Here is an 18733-nt window from a genome sequence, read left to right on the forward strand (position 1 = left end):
CTTTCTATCTTTATTTTACCGCGCTTTTCTTTTCTTGTCCGCTATTTGTATCTATTTTTTAATCCAATTCAAAAGAAAGTTGTTCCTGCTTTTCGTTTCCTTTTTCATGGAATTGTCTTAAGGCCTGATCAATAATATCTAAATCCGTTTCTGTTTCAATCAATGGCGCGAGTACATCATATTCGGCCTTTTTAGTTTGATAATCCTCTTCCTTTGGAAAATTTTTCTCAATTTCAACTTTAGCAGTAGTCCATTTATCCTTTAATTCATCCAATAAGTTCTGAATTTTCACTTGGTCCTCCTTGATGTGATCAATCGTATGCTGAAGCCTTTGAATTGTCCCCAAAGGAGAATACAAATCTAAACTGACAGAATACTGATTTTCTCCTACAATCTTAACAGAGAAGGTTTCAGGAAGAGGTTGATTTATTGGAAGACTAAGCATTTTAATGTCAAATCCTCGATAACTGGCTAGGGTACGAAATTCTTTGCTGTCGGCTTGATTATGACGGATAAGACGGTGTAGGGATTCCCCTGCTTCAGCTCGTTGATCAAAAGCTTGCTTACCTACCGTCATAGAAAATGCCTGGTCTTTCGACATTTCAGACTGTTGAATGTCGCCTTCATACTTGCTTAATCGTTTCTCAAGAATGGGCATATTTTCTTCACAGTAAGAGATTGTATGACGATAGTGATCCTTGCTGCGTTGAAAGGCGCGTCTTTGATTTTCTAATAGAGTTAGATCATTCTCTAGTTCCATCTTATATTTGAGATAAGGATTACCTGTTGCTAGCGCCTTAAAATCAGAAGCGGTCATGGTCTGCTCATCAATGTCTTCTGCAGCACGAATCGGCTCCTTAGAAGTCATAATCTGCTTAATATAACGGAGTTTGTTCTCCTGAGTTGCCCATAGATAATTATCAAACGAACCTTTGGTAATATAGTGGTAAATATCCACTTCCTTGTTTTCATTTCCCTGTCGGATAATCCGTCCATTGCGTTGCTGAATGTCACTTGGTCTCCACGGTACATCCAGGTGATGAACTGCTTTCATCTTGCTCTGAACATTTAAACCCGTTCCTCCTTTTTCAGTTGAGGCAAGAATAATCCGCACCTCTCCTGCATTGACCTTCCGAGACAAACTATTCTTCTTTTCATCACTATTGGCATCATGTACAAAGGCAATTTCCTTACTAGGGATTCCTCTATCAACTAATAAAGCCTTTATTTCAGAATAGACATCAAAGCCATTGTCCTTTTTCTTAGGTGTGCCAATATCTGAAAAAATCATCTGAGTAGCCTTATTTTCCATTCCCTCACGATAAATTCTCTCAACATTATCCACTACCTGAAGCAGCTTATGATTGTCTGCTAGACTATAACTAGAGTCCAATAAACGCATATCAATAGCTAGTTTCCGTGCCTCACCTGTTATCTTTAACATGTTATCCTGACTCGGATCAACTGTTCCACATTTGACCATATCTGACCTCATAACTAATTCTTCTAAATAGAGTTTCTGGTTTTCAGTTAACTCACTCTCAATAGGGATAATATGAGCTTCTGGAACAGGTAAATCCAACATATCTTGTGTTTGAATGTCGGCTGTTTCTTTATAGATTTTCATCAACTCAGGTAGATTGACAAACTTTTTAAATCGTTTCTTAGGTTGGTACTTATCCCCTGTAGGAGCTAATTCCATAGAGTTTTGAATTTCTCCAAAAGCACCTACCCAAGAGTCAAAATAATCAACTTGATAGCGTTTTAATATATCTGGTTGAATATAGTTCATCATAGTATATAACTCACTAATAGAATTGGAAACAGGAGTTCCTGTCGCAAAGACAATATTTTTAAAATCATGTTCTTCCTGAATCTGTCGCACCTTCATTTCCATATCCACATTCTTCTTAGAAGTTGTATTGGTAATCCCTGCTACATTTCTAAGTCCAGTAATTGGACGAATGTTTTTAAAGTGATGTGCTTCATCCACAAAGAGAAAATCAATTCCTAGGTTTTCAAAATCAATAAAGCTATCACGATTAAAGCGTTGGAGTTCTTCCAATTGTCTCTCTAAACCACTTATTGATTGTTCTGCTTCTTTAACGGTATACTTATTTTCAGAATATGTTTTAATCTCTCGTAGTTCATTGAGTTTATCCTCGATATAATTCATCTGTCTTTCCTTACTGACAGGGATTTTTTCAAATTGAGAATCCCCAATGACAATAGCATCGTAATCTCCTGTAATGATACGTGATACAAATTGTTTTCTTCTCGCCTTCACAAAATCTTTCTTAGTGGTCACAAAGACCTTTTTAGTAGGGAAAAATTTCATGATTTCTTGGCCAAATTGAGCAGATAAACTAGAAGGCACCACGTACAAGGGCTTATGAACCATCCCCAACTCCTTTAATTTAAAGCCAGCACCAAGCATGGTCAAGGTCTTTCCTGAACCTACCTCATGAGCTAATAAGGCTCTTTTTTCTTCTACGATTCTTTGAATGGCATTCTCTTGGTGAGGACGAAGACTGATGTTTTGTGCCAAGCCATCAATGACTAGATGGCTACCGTCATACTCTCGACTAACCGTTCGATTATAAAGACGATTATAGCTTTCTTCAATGACTTGTTGGACTTCTGGATACCGTGATACAAAGTCTTGAAAGAGTTCTTGTAAATGCTGCTCTTTTGCTCTTAGAACAGAGGTTTTTTCCAAATCTGTGATGGTCTTTTTCTTTTCTCCTTCCGTAACAGTCATAGTAATCGTCGGTTGGTTTGAATTTAGTAAATTCTCAAAAATCTTTCTTCCTGTATCATAACGTGAGCCACTGACTCCAAGACTACTATCTTTGGCACTTGGATAGCGATAAGCAAATGATGTCCTTAAATGAACCTGGCCATCGACAGGATTCACTTCAATGACTTGTTCAACATCAGGCGAAGACAATTCAAATTCACGATTGGTAAAACATTCAAAAGCAAATTTACCATAAACGGATTGAGGAATCCAACGTGACCCTATTTTAAACTCAATATCTGCCAGATGAATCCTTGGAGGGCGAACAGATTCTAACAAATCTAACGCATGGTTCCAATCATATTCTTGGTTGTTTTCCTCTACTAATAGTTGAACTACTTCTATCTTGTTGAGAATATCTCCTGATAAAAACTGGTTCTTGGAAAGATATTTTCTTTCTCCTCTTAAATAGCTTTCTGGATCCATTAAAACCTGGTCTCCTAACTCATCTAAAATAGCAGCTTGGCTATGTTCGGGATAAATTGATACCATATAGTCTAAATCAACCCCTCTACCATCCGATAAACTGGAGTTTAAGGCATCTAAAGCCGTTGAAACTCTTGCAATCACTCTCTCTGGCCTAACCAATGCTTTCTCAAAGGCTAAAGATTTTTTATATTTTACTTTCTGACTTTTAGAATCAATGTATTCATCTTCTAAACTAGCTAGTAAGGAATACTTATCGTCACTATCAAATAAGTTCCGATTGACTGAGGCATTCAAGTATCCAAATTGACTTACAAAGCGGTCATAATCACGATTGAGTTTACTAAGTAATACCTGAAAATCTGTCCGACTATAATCTGGATGACGTTGAATTTCAATTAAGGATTGATAGGTCTCTCTCAAATCAACCATGCCCTTAATGCGACTAATATCCTTATCCGATAAGGGACTTTCATAAAAGACAGTTTTTTTGAACAGTCCCTTATATTTCCCTCTTTTACTCGCTTCTTCTGACTTGTAAACATCTAGTGCTTCCTCATCTGTCAAATGAAGTTTCACAAATCGGTCTATTTTATGTTCAGACAAAGAACTGTCCCAAGCTTTAAACTCTCCCTTCTCGTCTACATAATAACTAATTTCGTCTACTTTTGAACTTTTCCGAATGCCATGCGTATCTCGGTAATAAATTTGATTTCCCTCATATCCAAAAGAATAGAGCGCTAAGTCCTCACGTATAAGACTTGGGATCGAATTATCCACTTCTTCTTGGATAAAAACAGGTGCTTTCAAAGAATTGTCAATTGGTTTAGGTGCTTCCACATTTTCTAACGCTTCCATAATGGCAGTAGCTAATGTTTCTGATACCCCCTTTACATTGAGGGTTCCTCCATTAAAATTACGTACCTCATATTCACCCAAAACTTGTGTATTGTATTTCCCATCAAAATAAGGATTGATCCAGACACGCTTATCCTCCTCAAAGGGAATAGAGCCACTAAAGACAAGCTCCTCTTCATTAAGATTCTTTGCTTGGTCCTTTTGAAAGAAGAGGAGATCTGTAGTCACTCGGGTACCTGCAATCTTTTTAAAAGCCGTATCCGGCAAACGAACTCCCCCTAAAAAATGAGTGTTGGATTTAATCTCTTGTAAAACATTATCTGTCCGCTTATCCATTGTGCCAATAGATGAGATAATCGAAACTTGTCCTCCATCTCTTACTAAATCAAGTGAGTGTTTGACAAAGTAGTCGTGAATCATATAAGGTTTATCATAGTTTTTATCGGCAATCCGAAAATTCCCAAATGGAACATTCGTTAAGACTAAATCAAAACTATTATTTTGATAGGGAACTTCTTCAAATCCTCGCACTTCAATATGGGTATTGGGGTGGAGTTGTTTTGCGATTGCGCCTGTCACACTGTCTAATTCAACCCCATAGAGTTCTGATTTATCTCGTATACTTCTAGGCATCGCCGCAAAGAAGTTCCCAGTCCCCATAGAAGGATCTAATATCCTTCCTCCCTCAAAACCATCATCCAGTAATTTTTGCCAAATCTGGCGAATAATCATTGGGTCTGTATAATAGGCTGTGAGAGAACTTTGTTTCATAGTGGAGTACTCTGATTTACTTACTAAACTCTTAAGAGTTAAACGTTCTGTTTCATACTTTGGATTGAGTTCATCGAAAAATTCATTGGCAAGACCACCCCAGCCGACATACTTGGCGAGTAGCTCTTGTTCTTCTGGATTCGCTTGTCGTCTCTCTTTTTCTAATCTTTTAACAAGTTCAATAGAGGCGATATTCGTTTCAATCTTTTCTCGATTTGTCTTAGGATAAAAGTCCTCTAAATCATCTGGAAAAACAAAATCTTGAACAGGGACATCCGTCTCTTCTATGCCTACAATAAGCGTTTCTGTTTCCTTATCCTTTTCATTTTCTTCTTCCAGATAGGAAAACAAATCTATTTCCTGACTTTCACTTGATGAACCAATCTCAATCTCTGAATCTTCTTTTTCAAGTTCTACGAGAGACAATACTTGTTCAATCTCTTCCAAACTGTTCAAGTATAAGATAGGATTCTCTTCAAATAACTGGTTGGAATCATTGAATAGCTCTAGGCGAACTAAGTCATTTAACTGGGCATTTTCAATCGAAACCAATTGAAATACTTGTCCTTTATAACTAACTTGTGAACCGATTGGATATTCCCTCAAAGCTTCTTCTACAATTTTATCGACATTAGAAAAGGAGTTCGTTTCTTCCGTTTCCTGTTCAATATCACTTGAAGGAGATAAGGATTCCGCTACTTGCTTAGACTTTTCTCTTATAGCCTTTACTTCATCAAAATGAGTAATAATCTTCAGCTTTTGTGTCAGTGGAAGTTGTTGGTAGTTTTCTTCATGATGGACAAGATCTGTAACAGTATCTAAAGTAGCCATCAATTCTGAACCCAAATAGGCTAGAACATCTCCTTCTTTTTCTTCAAAATGAATCTCAAGAACCTCTTTTTTTAGTTCTTTGGAATCAACCATTAGAAGAAACTCCTCTATATCTCTACTAATGCGGTCAGATAGATTATTCGCAACCCGATAGACATTGACTAAATTGACATCCTGATTTTGATGAAATACAAGCTCACTTAGTTGTTCTAGTTTTTCTTTTTCAGATTGGATGTAAAATCGAGTGGAAAGATTATAGGATGCGACTTCTAGCACCAAGTTTTTCTCAAAATTACTTAATTGAGATAATTTACTTAGACCTGCTTGTCCAAAATTTCTTGTGTAACTTTCTAAATCTTGTTCATTATTTTCAGAACTAGCCTCTAGGAAAGAAACAATATCTTGATCAAAAGAATATACGTGAGGTATCTCTTCTATCTTGCCCTCTTCAGCCAAAAATCTCTCTACCAAATCCTGCCATTTCTCATCAAAATGTTGCGCCTGATAGCGAAGAAATAGGTCCATTTTCTCCCTATCTTTTGGAATTGTTCCACGAAACATAGCCAATAATTGTATTACTTCCATACTCGCTCCTTTCATCTATACGAAAATAGGAGAATCACATGATTCCCCTACAACTCTATCTCCATTTCAACCTCTTGAGGACTGATTTCTAAATCACTAGACAAAAGAGAAACAGAATCTGTTCTCATGTAGTAAGTATATAAGTCTTCTAGGTCTTGTTGGTTTTCAATCCCTGTTTCAATACTAATCAGAGCCTGTATAAATTCCTTGTAGTGACTCTCCATCATATCTGAAATCTTTTGTTTCATTTCCATAAATACTGAAGATGGTTCAGTTATACTTGTTTGGTCTATGTCTTGTAAATCCTTTTCTAAGGGATTGCTTCCTTCTTCTACTTCCACTAAATCTGAACGACCATCACCATCAGAATCTGCGCTAAGAGGATTGGTTCCTAGCGCTAATTCTTGAGCATCAGTTAGTCCATCTTGATCCGAATCACGTTGATAAATGGCTACCATATACTTCCTTCTTTCCTAGTTAATCTTTTTTCACTCCAATCCTACCAAATATTCCTTGAAAGAAGTATCACAACAAAAAAGAGAACGAGCCAAAACTACGTTCTCAAATAATATTGTGATTATAAACAAGTGCTTCAGATATTCGAAATTTATGCGGTATATAATCAAAAACTTTCTTATAGCTGAATCTTGCTATATCATCTATGTGATAAATCGGTAACTCGAATTACTTGGTCCACTTGTTCCCAAATAAGAGGATTGTGGGTCGCAATAATAATGGTCCGATTCGGATTTTTTAAAGATTCTAGGATAGAAAGTAATTCCTCAGAGTTTTTGGGGTCTAGCGAAGCAGTTGGTTCATCTGCGAGAATCAAAGGCGGATCCTTTAAAATTATCTTCGCTAGTGCAACACGTTGTGCTTCTCCTCCTGATAACTCAAATATAGGTTGCTTTAAATCCAAATAGGATAGGTTTACACGATTTAGAGCTTGTTTCATCAAAGAGATTTTCTCTTTTTCTTTCAACTTTTTACCAACTAAACCCAGATTGAGATTCTCTTTGACGGTTTGGCTTTCAATTAAGCCAAAATCTTGAAATAAATATCCCAAGTAATCTCTAAAGAAAACAGAGGGCTTAATGTCTTTAAGAGAAGTGCCATCATAGATGATTTGCCCTTTGTCATATGGCTCTAATCGTCCAATCATATTCAAGAGTGTTGTCTTACCACAGCCACTTGTACCGATTAAGGCATAAATTTTCCCACCTTCAAAATGAAGATTCGTATCTGAAAATAGCTGACGGCTTCCAAATTTTTTAGATATATTCTTTAGTTCAATCATCCTATTTTCCTTTCATAATTGTCATAGAAACACGAGATTCTTTCTGCGCTTGACGGTAAAGCGTCAGAACTGCACTAACTAGAAAGACTAATAAAGTGAGTAAGCCAATTACCCAGTCTCTACTGCGTAAAATAAAGAGACTAGCACCAAATACAAAACTGGCAAATTGACTAACCATATACTGAGCATGCGTTTCAAAAAATCGTAAACCTGAAATTCGTTTAATCAAGATATCTCGACGGAATTGCTCGAAATATAGAAGATTGACAGAATAAAAGAGTAACAAGGAACTAGCTATCCCCACAATGGCTCCTAAGATTAAAGTTGCTGTTTCAGTTTGCACTTCATTATAACGAGTTAGATAAACACTTCTTCCTTCTTTAAGATAAGATACTTGCTCATAAATTCCAGCTTCCTTCAAGAGAGATAGACCACTCTCATATCCCTTGATAAAGAGTTGCTTTCCAGCATTGATAGACCAACTAGATTTGGAAATGATACTATCACCTGTAGATGTTGGAGTAAATACAACTAAAATCGGATCGGTTAAGTACTGAATAGATACTGGATTTTCACCGTTATTATAAACAAATCGTTTTTCTCCTGTTGGAAGATAGCTAACAATCGCTCTCATTTCATACTCTAAAGGAGCGTCTTTATCCTCGCTTGATTTTCCGTAATAGTTCAAACGTTCTTCAAAAACTTTCTTAAGTTCTGCTTCCTGTGAACGAAGAGATTCTGGTAATAAGAGTCCAAATTCACCTTTTTGAAGATGGGCTAGTTTCTGTCTAGTCTCACCATTTACAGATACATTTTCCTTGTCCAAATAACTTGGACTGACATAGAGAACATTAGCATCTGGACTATAGGTATCCAGTGTCTCTCCCTGTTCATTTTTTCCTTGAGGATTTGCAAAATGAATGAGATTATCTTTTACAAATAGAGCCTGTTCTTTTTCAACTGCTTCTTTGGAAAATTCATACCACTTATTCAGATTTTCTGTATCTTTTCCTCTATCACCTAAACCAAAAGAAATTTGATAATAATCTGCTCTATCCTTCCATGCTTGTTTTGAAATTTCAAGTTCTTTCAATCGTTGGTAAGACGTCAAACCCGTCTTAACAGCGTAGCCTACTGTAAAAACAGCTACTAACTGACACAATAGGGTTAAAGCCATCAAGCGTTTAAGGGGTAATCTTCCCTTAATAACGGGAACCAATGCTTTGTAACTCAAACTCATTAGGTAAAGGAGCATTAGTAAAATTGAAATCCCCAATAAAAACAAAAGGTAAAAACTAATCCCAAAACCATAGGTAGCTAACAAGATAGGATAAAACAAACCTTGACTAAAAAGAACGACTCCCCCACCTAGGAAGGAAAGGAGGGCTGATAGAAGGAGCCACTTGATATCAGTCGATAAAGAATGCCCCATGATTGATAAGAGTGTCTGACCAGAAAAGAGTTTTATACCTGCTACTCTCATTTCCTTAATCCGAGTGATAATCACTAAAGCAAAGAAAGATAAGCCAAATATTGCTAAACTAATTAAAATAAGTGGATTTAGTAAAATTCGAAAAGCAAGAGAATAAGGAGGTGTTTTTCGGTCAGCAATTGCTTTATAACCCAAATCTCCTAATTTATCGGCTAGCTTTTCTTTCGTCAAGGAGCCTGATAAAAGGAGATAACTATTTAGCGGATCACTACGTTCACGACTTTCTTGGCTAGCTTCTTGGAATTCTTTTGGTAATGTTCCCTGACCATAAGTTGCATAAGTAAAGTGAGTCGTCCCATCCTTACTCGGCTCTACAATTCTTCTAGCTATTAAACTCTGTTCTGAGTTTACAAACTTCTCTAATTCCTTTTCAAATACCTCACGCGTCGGTTCCTGAGTATCTTTTTTGACACGAAGTAGAGAAACGGAATCATAGCTTGCATATAAATATTGTGGCGCACGTAAGACTATAATCCAAGCAAAGAAGAAGCTGAGAAAAAAAGTTGATAATAATATGAATAGTTTCTTCATAGTAGACTCCTTGTAAACAAAATTCCCCTTGTAATTTCTTACCAGGGGAATTGTCTAAAAAAACTAAATATTAGTCGTCATAGTCATAGTAAAATGATACTTGTTCCCCAAATTTAGTCCAAATCCAAGCCTCTGAAGTTTTTCCTGCAGGTGCTTCTCCTTTATCTGAATGACTATCCCATCTACTTGCGAGAGAAGAATAATGATATTTTTTACCATGATAGTAATTTGAAAAAGCCCAACCACCTCCTGAGCCTTCTCCGTATGTCCATACTCCTCCATCTGGATATTGTACAGCAGCTGATACGGCTCCCATTAATGTAAAGCTTGAAATAAGAGCTAGAGCGAGTAATCTATGTTTTTTCGTTTTCATTTTATTTTTCCTTTCAAAAAAAGCACACCCTGAGTAACAATGCGACAAAATAAATCCTCCTCTCTCTTTTTTTGAAACCGATTTCTTTGTAGAACAATAATAACATTTTAACTATTATATGTCAATTAATTGTAAGTAAATCAGAAAATTTTTTTCAAATAAACTATTGTAACAATAAAAAAAAATAGATGACTTACAGAACCTGTAAGCCACCCAGTCAGTCGGTTTATTCTGGTGTCTGCCACCGCTTGGCCCTTACGTCCAAGATTGCTATCGGATTTCGTTCTGGTGTCCGCCACCGCTTGGCCCTTATGTCCAAGATTACTATCAGATTAACCATGAGCCGACCACTCATTTATAAACATATTGTATCTTTAAATAGCTACAATTTCAAGTCAAAAATCTTTGTTAAAGAAAATCTAGTAAATTTCCCATAATTGACTAATGTATTATTCATTAGTTGGGGTATTGATACATCACTATGATTTAATACAATTCACAGTTATTAAAACTTCTGCTCCATCGTCTCTATTTCTAAGCTCAACTCGGCCTTTGTGTAGTTTTGCAACTCTACATACAAAACTCAGTCCAATACCATAATGTTGCTCTTTATACGATCTAGCTTTATCCATACGATAAAAGAGCTTTCCAAAATTATTTAAAACTTCCTCTGGAAATTCCGAACCATTATTCCATATACCTATTTTCAATTCCTTCCCCTCTTGCTCTACTCTAATTTTAATTTTAGGATTCTGTTTATCGGCGTATTCCAAAGCATTTGTTAAAATATTTTGTATGGCACGAATCAGAAGAGATGGATTTATATAATAGTTTTCAGTTCCTTTCACATTTTGTTCAAAAGAAAACTTCATCTGATTTTTTATCAAAAAAGAGACTTCTTTCTCTAATTCATTGATAAAATCTGAAGAGGAATACTCCGTCCAACCTGTCTCATCATCATAATAGGTTTTAGAATAGTGAATCAATTGATTGAAATAATCTAGTAACTGTTGACTAGCTCTTTCTATATCTGCTAAGCATTCTTGAGATTGGTCGTTTTCAGTTATCGCCTGCAAGAATTCTACATTTCCCCTAATAATGGTTAAGGGTGTCTTTAAATCATGAGAAGCTGCTGAAACCTGAAACATCAAATCTTCTTTCTGCTGTTTCTCATCAACTATTAATTGTCGAATTCTATCTTGCATCACAATAATCCGATTTCCTGTCTCGCGAAATTCTTTAACCGTTAAACTTTCTGTACATTCCTTCTCCAACCACATACTATTTTCATAAATCAAAGTCATTTCATAACTCAGTTTTTTCAACAATTTTCCAATGTGATAACTTATTAGAATAATCAATAAAACACAAATATATATCCATGATGACACATTAAAAAAGATTGATAGAACACCACTATTGTTTAAAGGTTTCCCATCTTCATTTATTTGTATAGATACTGAAGCTAAGGGAATAAGATAGGCCATTAGTAAGCCAAGACTAAACTGCCAAATAATTCTCCAACAGGTTTCTCGAATTAATTGTCTAAAACTTTTGATTCTACCCATTGATATCCTCCACCATACAAGGTTTTAATTGGATTTAATTGATAAGGTTTCAGCTTTTGACGAATTTGATAAATATACTCTGAAACCGAACGTAAAAGAGCTTCGGAACTTTGTGGATATAGATAATTATAAATTTCCTCTATAGAGTATATTCTACTTGGGGTGCTTGCTAAAAGATTCACTATATCAAATTCCCTCCTTGTCAAGGCAATCTTATCATCGTTTACAAATAGTTCCTTACTATCCGTATATAGTATAAGCTTCCCAATCTTTATTTGATGAACATTTCCTTTAGTCCGTTCTTCACGACGCAAGTGCATTTTAACACGTGCTAAAAGTTCTTGCATACTAAAGGGCTTCATAATATAATCATCAGCACCTGCATTGATTCCAGCTACTAAGTCTTCATCCATATCCTTGGCAGTTATAAAACAAATAGGAACAGTTATCTGCTCGCGAATCATCTGACAGATTTCTAAACCACTAACAGGCATCATAATATCTAATAGAATCAAGTCAAAGCCTGTAAAATCACAAAGATCAATCTCTTCTATCTTATTTCGTATGACTACTTCATATTTTTCATATTCTAGTACTTTTTTTATTAGGCGAAGAATAGCAAGATCATCATCTACAACCAAAATTTTATAAGCCATAACTCACCCTCCTGAATATATTATAGCACTAACTGAGAAAAAGACAGGATATCCCCTGTCTTTAGCGTACATTTTTTCCTATAAGTATCAATGTAGCAAATAGAAAAACAATTAATAACCAAACTATTTGTATCCCTAAGCCTTGCCACACTGGATAATAAAGAGACAATGGATAGGTATAAAAACAATTCATACTAGCCAGTAATGGTAAATTTCTAAAAAAAGAACTGAATTGTAATAACATCTGTCCCAACCCCAATAAAAGGGATAAACTGATTCCCAAAATTAAGATAAAAGACTGGGAAATAAATACAAAAATACCACTTAAAAGAGAGAAGGTTAGAATAGAAATACAAGCTGGAAATAGAATTGTTAGAACATGTTTAATATTACTCAAAAGATTGATATTGTAGTATCCTTGCGCGATTAGTATGCATAATGATATTACAGCAACCAATAATACAATTTCCATACATAATACAATAGCTAGTTTACAGATTATAAATTTCAAACGATTTGGACATGTAAGAAAACTGGTACGAAGGCTAGAACCTGTAAATTCTTGACCTATAAATAGAACCGCTAGACTAACGAAACCTGCCTGTCCTAAATAGAGACTTTGCAGTAGCTGTTCCAAAACAAACTGTAGGGTCAACTGGTCTGGCTTATTATTTAAAAAAATAACTAACGCTGGAACACACAGTAATAGAGCACCTATAATCAACCAGTGCCAAGGATTCATAATAAACTTGAGATACTCACTTTTAAGTTGCTCTTTCAACTTATTCACCTCCTCCAATATCTGACTTAAGTAAGCGGTAAATTGCTAAAGCCAAGAATGAGAGGTTCCAACAAAGTAACAATAAAATATTTTGTAAACTATTATGTTCTAAAATTTGAGGAGATGTAGCAATCAATCCTTGCCCCAATGCAACTGGAAGAAATTTTGCAACCGATATATAGTTTGCTAAGAATGTTCCTAAATTGTAGACTTGAGGAAGCAAAAATAATAGAGGAACAATGGCTGTTTTAAATGTCAAAGCCATAATATAGGCTAGAAGTCCCAATAAAGTCCAAGCTATACTGGCTAAAAATATATAGAACCAAACTGTCCAATTTAGTGAAAAAAGCAATAAGCCATCTTGTCCTAAAACATAATGTGTCATGTTAATCGTCAGGAATATTGATAGAAAGGAAATGAAAAAAGAAAATACAAGCCAAACTAATGTTTTTGAAACTAGGAAAGTAATTCGATTTGTAATAGAGAGGAGGCTTGTACGAATAGCAGAGCATTTATACTCCTCGGCTCCGTAAATTGAGCCTAGGATAATCATAATAAAAACACCAAATAAAGTGACATCAAAACCTAAAAATTCAATAGGAGGTATAGCTTCTGCTAATTCTGGATTTGTCTCTGGTGTAGCATGGATACCAACTGAAACAATTTGAGAAGCACCAATATTTGCTAAAAACGTTTGAAATACCAGTATCAAGAATAGTACAACATGAGTAGCTCTCTTATAAAGTAATTTCAATATTTCAGAATGAAGAGAGTAAATAAGTGCCATATCACTTCCCTCCCTCTGTTAAACTAAAGAAGACTTCCTCTAGTGAAGAAAGATTTTTCATCACTTCTTGTAAAGTCCCTTTTATAAGAACTTTTCCTTTATTTATGATAACTACATCATCTGTTACTGCTTCCACTTCCGATAATATATGAGATGATAGCAAGACTGTTTTCCCTTCTTGAGCTTGTTTTTTTATAAACTCTCTAAACCACCGAATTCCTCTTGGATCCAACCCATTAGTCGGTTCATCCAATATCAGGTACTGAGGATTTCCTAATAGAGCTGTTGCAATCCCCAAGCGTTGTCCTTCTCCTAATGATAATTTTCCAATTTTAGATTTTTTCTTATGACTAATATCCACCATATCCAAGACTTGCTCAATTCGCTGACTGGATATCCCATTACTAGCAGCAACAATTTTCAAATGTTGATAAACAGTCCGATCATCAGGAGCACCTACACTGTCAAATGAAGCTCCTACAGTTTTTAGAGGAAATTTTAATTCCTTATAAGTTTGATCTCCAATTTTAGTAAGACCAGATGTTGCTTTGTCTAATCCTAATAAAATACGTAAGGTTGAACTTTTTCCAGCTCCATTTGGACCTAGGAAAGCAGTCACTCTACCTGCTTTTGCTTCAAAAGAAATATCTTTTAAAATTTGAGTTTGGCCATATGACTTACATAAATTTTTAATAGTAATACTTTGTTCCATAGATGTTCTCCTTATACTAATAATTGCTCTTTTGCAAGTTCTTTATACAGAGGAACTGATTCAAGAAGTTGACTATGGGTTCCCTCGCCTACAACTCTTCCGTGCTCAAGAACCATTATTCTATCCGCTTCTATAACTGTTGATAGTCTATGAGCTACTGAAATAATAGTTTTTTTATGATGAATATTTTTTAAGACTTTCTTTATTTGTTTTTCGCTAATGCTGTCTAGATTAGATGTCATCTCATCTAAAAGTAATATTTGTGCTTTCGAAAGTAATGCTCTTGCAAGAGCAATTCTTTGTCTTTCACCACCTGATAAACCTACACTATTTTCACCTATAAGCATATTTAAACCATCAGGGTTTCTATCAACTAAGTATTGTAAACCAACGTCTTTTAAAACTGATAAACACTCCAATTCTGACACTTCTTCATTGCCGAACCGTATGTTTTCTAATAATGTTCCCGTTAAAAGTGGTGCATTTTGTTCAACATATGCTAAGTTCTTTCTTAAATCAAATCTGTCTATTTTTTTTATGTCAACACCATCTACTAAAATACTTCCCAAATCGATCTCGTAAAAACGTTCTAAAATTTGAAGAATGGTACTTTTCCCAGCACCGGATGGTCCAACAATTGCTATGTATTCACCTCTATATACATCAAAAGAAATATTATTTAAAATATATTCTGTTATAACATTTCTTTTTTCCAGATGAAATTTTTTACTATAAGTGAAATATACATTTTTAAAAGTAATAATTGCTCCTTCATTTGATTGAAAACGTTCGTGTATATCAACATCATAATCTCTTTCTACAGGTAAGTTTACTACTTCTTGTATGCGACTCAAAGCTCCAAGTGATTCTGATATACCTGATATTGATGTAAATATTTGACTAAAAGGGCCTATTGCCATATATAATAATAATATAAAAGCTGTTAAATCAGATATAGCCATTAAATTATTAAATACTCTATACGAACCTACACCAATTACAATCATTAAACTAAACTGTATGCCTAAATTAGATATCGGAGTCAACAAAGCTTGTACTTTTGACAATTTTAAACCTAATTCCTTTATTGAATTAATCTCATAATTCGTTTTGTCTAATTCACACTCTGTCTTATTAAATGCTCTAATAGTTCTGATTCCTAGTAAATCTCTCGTTAATAACGATGATAATTTAGAAGTATGTTTTTGTACATCAAAACTTGCTTTTTGAATTATTGTACTCATTAACAGTATGACAAAAAATACCACAGTAAGTGTTAATAATGTAATAATCGAAAGCCAGAAATCTTTAAAAAATAATAAGAATATAGCACCAATTGATAAAATTAAACTACTCGATAACGATACTGTTAATTGGATAATTCCCAATCTTAACTTAGACGTATCCGACCCTACACGACTTATGAAATCCCCTATGCTCCAATTATCATAGTCTGAAATATGAAGATTAAACATACGGCTCACTAAATTTTTTCTAGTTTTATAAATAGCTAATTCTCCAATTTTTTGCAAATAGAAATATTGAAATGTAGAGCAAATTGTTGCTAAAAAAACTGTTGTAATAAATAAGATAAATGATATACTGCTAAAAATATTTGTTATATCATTTTTAATCAATTCAGACAATAATTCAGGTTGTATCAAACTAAAAAAAGTACTAAGTATCCCCAAAATAAAAACTAGTATAAACTCCTTTTTCTGAAACGATACATCTTTAAATAAATCTCTAATCCGTACATGATATGATTTATTATCATCATACTCTTCGTTCTTTTCAAACTGATAAACTATTTTCTCATACGTATCTTTCGTCTTGATCATATGGGTGTATCTTGTTATTTCCTCTTTTTCACCTATTGGTACCCCTCCTAATTCTATCCAAGCATGAGCCCTAAATGGATCCATTATAAAACCAGTACACCAACTACATTTTTTTCTACATAAAAAAATGTATATATAAACTGCCAAAGAACGTTTCAGACATCCATCTTGATTACGACACTTACGACTCACATAACATACTGCATTTCTTGCATTTTCTATATCCAATACTGAAGCATAATTTAAATCTTTTGAAATTGAATTAAGAATAGTTTCTATTAATTCGGGAGAACAAAAATTTAACGGAAATGATAACAATAGAGATATTTTAGCTAGTATACTACTTTTAAAATCAATTGACTGAACTTTTTCCTGAGAAATTTGTATATCCATCAAATTATCCTACTTTCTTTCAAAGAATTCATAAATAATAAAATATCTTCTTTTATATTTGCTAAATCTTCTTTAAATTCTTTAGAAAGAGATATTGCAATTTCTTCCTCACTCATATTTTCAGACAACATTAATAAAATTTTTACTCCAATTTCATTTGTTTGAAAATAGTATCCTGTTGATTTATCAAATACAATAGCACCATTTTCTATTTTTTAATTTCTAATTTATGTTTTTTTGAAAATATTTTCATTATTGCGTCCTTCCATATATCTATCTACTTGTCGTATCCACCGTTCAAGTATACAAAATTTCTCAAAAAATTCTATAATTATAGGATTGGCTGTCGGTAGACTAAGAATACTGGTCAATTTTTCCCCATCTACGATCTCTCTCCTTACCAATTCAGTATTCCAAATATGATCAGAATTTTCTTTTACAAATTTTCTATAACTTGAATATAGTGGACTAGAATAGTCTCCTTTTACTCTCCTTGTAAAAATATCTACTGGAACAATTCCTTTTAAGGTTTGATAAAGGATTTCCTTCGATATCGCTCGTCCAACAATTATTTTATCTGGTATATTCATAGATGTTTTTACGATTTGATAATTTAAGAATGGTGCTTCTACATCTAGTATTCCAGATAACTGCCTATTAACTTGTTCTAAGACTTTTTTTTGAAAAATTAGTGAACTAATGGCTTGATATTTTGCTCTATTTTTATGAAATTCTACTTCCTTATCTAATAATTCAGAATCTAACCTTTTCTTTATACTATTTCTATAATTTGTACTTAAAAAATCTGGTATTATTATTTTATCAATCCAAGAAAAATTTCTGTTTTCAATATTTTTTTTCGAACATCTAAATGCTTCTTTGTATTTCTGTCTTAATTCATCTGTTAAAGATTTGTTATCAATAAAATCTCTTAAACAATCAATAGAATTTCTTTTTACAATAAGACAATACCTTAAAACATAGTTTATACTCTTTAACTTTTCTTGTCTTAATATAGACCACGGAGTAGCAGGCATAGATGTGAACAATTCATCACCTCCGATTCCAATAAAGTGGACATGAGACTGTTGATTTTTAGTATTCTCAATTACTTCTTCCAAATAATGTTCAGTATCAGCCCACAATAGGGGATTAGAAGGAACTTTGTTCCCAATATAAGAATGATCCATCTCAAATCTGTGATTAATTTTTTCCAATGAAGTTAGTTTAATCAATGGACAATGTATATCTTCTGAAATACCTTCGGCCCATTTTGTATCACTATTTGACTCCACACTAGATTCAGCATGAAAAAGAAGAAAATCATGATTTATTTTGTTTAGCATATATGCTATGCATGCTGAGTCAATACCACCAGATAAATCAGCAGAAATGTTATTGTATTTGTTTACAATATTTGATATGTAATCAAAAAAATATTTTTTAATGCTTTCTAAACTGTAGTTTTCATCTTTTATTCCAATTTTTAATGTAGAACCGTACGATTGTATAGAAATGGAGTTTCTACTATCTAAAATGATATACTTAAAAATATCTGTTTTATATATTTTTTTCCACATAGAGTAAGATTGTAACAGGTGTATGGGTAATCCTAGAATTAAATATTTTGCTAACTGATTATTATCAAACTCTAGTGAATACTCCCTAGCAATTTCAATTTCTGAATCACTTATGACAATATTTTCACCATCATGAAACCAACATAATTCAGTACCTAAAAAAGTATTATAAGCAAATATTTTATCATTCTTTTTTACAATGAAAATACCTTTATGAATTGACTCGAAAGCTTTCTCTATAAAATTTAGATTGTCAACAATTTTTAGTAAATTATTTAATTCCTCCTTGTAAATTTCTAAACCATAAATCATATTATTTCCGTAACTTAACTGAATATAATTCTCTCTAGTTAAAAATATAATTCTAGTCTTTAATTCAAACTTTCTAATCATAATATCTGAACCTTTATTTAATTGTGAGATAATATCTATCAAAATATAATATAATTAT

Annotated in this window: 14 protein-coding genes; 1 reads left to right on the forward strand and 13 read right to left on the reverse strand. The window is 33.7% G+C overall.

Annotation, left to right across the window (positions count from 1 at the left end; all coding sequences use genetic code 11):
* Nucleotides 1–58: 58 nt before the first annotated feature.
* The 5 genes from QM843_RS01510 to QM843_RS01530 all read right to left on the reverse strand — a co-directional run bounded on the left by QM843_RS01510 (nucleotide 59) and on the right by QM843_RS01530 (nucleotide 9964).
* Nucleotides 59–6271, reverse strand: a complete 6213-nt coding sequence (locus QM843_RS01510) for a DEAD/DEAH box helicase family protein (RefSeq protein WP_414304699.1) — start codon at nucleotides 6269–6271, stop codon at nucleotides 59–61.
* A gap of 47 nt (nucleotides 6272–6318) precedes the next feature.
* Nucleotides 6319–6729, reverse strand: a complete 411-nt coding sequence (locus tag QM843_RS01515) for a cell envelope biogenesis protein OmpA (protein WP_414304698.1) — start codon at nucleotides 6727–6729, stop codon at nucleotides 6319–6321.
* 197 nt (nucleotides 6730–6926) lie between these two features.
* Entirely contained in the window at nucleotides 6927–7568 is a 642-nt protein-coding gene (locus tag QM843_RS01520; RefSeq protein ID WP_000571283.1) for an ABC transporter ATP-binding protein, read from the reverse strand.
* Between the two features lies 1 nt (nucleotide 7569).
* Entirely contained in the window at nucleotides 7570–9591 is a 2022-nt protein-coding gene (locus QM843_RS01525) for a bacteriocin-associated integral membrane family protein (RefSeq protein WP_414304697.1), read from the reverse strand.
* A gap of 70 nt (nucleotides 9592–9661) precedes the next feature.
* Entirely contained in the window at nucleotides 9662–9964 is a 303-nt protein-coding gene (locus QM843_RS01530) for a lactococcin 972 family bacteriocin (protein ID WP_185952535.1), read from the reverse strand.
* Nucleotides 9965–10152: 188 nt separating this feature from the next.
* Here QM843_RS01530 and QM843_RS01535 point away from each other — a divergent pair, with 188 nt between their 5' ends.
* A complete protein-coding gene (locus tag QM843_RS01535; RefSeq protein ID WP_414304696.1) occupies nucleotides 10153–10401 on the forward strand; it encodes a hypothetical protein in 249 nt (82 codons plus the stop codon).
* Between the two features lie 42 nt (nucleotides 10402–10443).
* On the opposite strand, the gene QM843_RS01540 is transcribed toward QM843_RS01535, so the two are convergent.
* The 8 genes from QM843_RS01540 to QM843_RS01575 all read right to left on the reverse strand — a co-directional run bounded on the left by QM843_RS01540 (nucleotide 10444) and on the right by QM843_RS01575 (nucleotide 18717).
* A complete protein-coding gene (locus QM843_RS01540; protein ID WP_414304695.1) occupies nucleotides 10444–11532 on the reverse strand; it encodes a sensor histidine kinase in 1089 nt (362 codons plus the stop codon).
* On the reverse strand, nucleotides 11502–12188 hold the full coding sequence (locus QM843_RS01545; protein ID WP_020901993.1) for a response regulator transcription factor: 687 nt from the start codon (nucleotides 12186–12188) through the stop codon (nucleotides 11502–11504). The genes QM843_RS01540 and QM843_RS01545 overlap by 31 nt, the downstream gene beginning before the upstream one ends.
* A 61-nt stretch (nucleotides 12189–12249) precedes the next feature.
* Nucleotides 12250–12969, reverse strand: coding sequence for an ABC transporter permease (locus QM843_RS01550; protein ID WP_290104872.1), 720 nt, complete (start codon nucleotides 12967–12969; stop codon nucleotides 12250–12252).
* Nucleotide 12970: 1 nt separating this feature from the next.
* Entirely contained in the window at nucleotides 12971–13756 is a 786-nt protein-coding gene (locus tag QM843_RS01555) for an ABC transporter permease (RefSeq protein WP_414304694.1), read from the reverse strand.
* 1 nt (nucleotide 13757) lies between these two features.
* Nucleotides 13758–14468: an ABC transporter ATP-binding protein gene (locus QM843_RS01560; protein WP_000438101.1), complete on the reverse strand. Its 711-nt coding sequence runs from the start codon at nucleotides 14466–14468 to the stop codon at nucleotides 13758–13760.
* 11 nt (nucleotides 14469–14479) lie between these two features.
* Nucleotides 14480–16702: a lasso peptide biosynthesis B2 protein gene (locus tag QM843_RS01565; protein ID WP_414304693.1), complete on the reverse strand. Its 2223-nt coding sequence runs from the start codon at nucleotides 16700–16702 to the stop codon at nucleotides 14480–14482.
* Entirely contained in the window at nucleotides 16702–16914 is a 213-nt protein-coding gene (locus QM843_RS01570) for a PqqD family protein (protein ID WP_414328312.1), read from the reverse strand. Before QM843_RS01570 ends, QM843_RS01565 begins: the two co-directional genes overlap by 1 nt.
* Before the next feature lie 15 nt (nucleotides 16915–16929).
* Nucleotides 16930–18717 (reverse strand): asparagine synthase-related protein, encoded by a 1788-nt coding sequence (locus QM843_RS01575; protein ID WP_414304692.1) that lies wholly within the window; start codon nucleotides 18715–18717, stop codon nucleotides 16930–16932.
* Between the last annotated feature and the right edge of the window lie 16 nt (nucleotides 18718–18733).

It is taken from the genome of Streptococcus mitis (genome assembly GCF_047463435.1).
GTDB classification, from domain to species: Bacteria; Bacillota; Bacilli; order Lactobacillales; family Streptococcaceae; genus Streptococcus; species Streptococcus mitis_DS.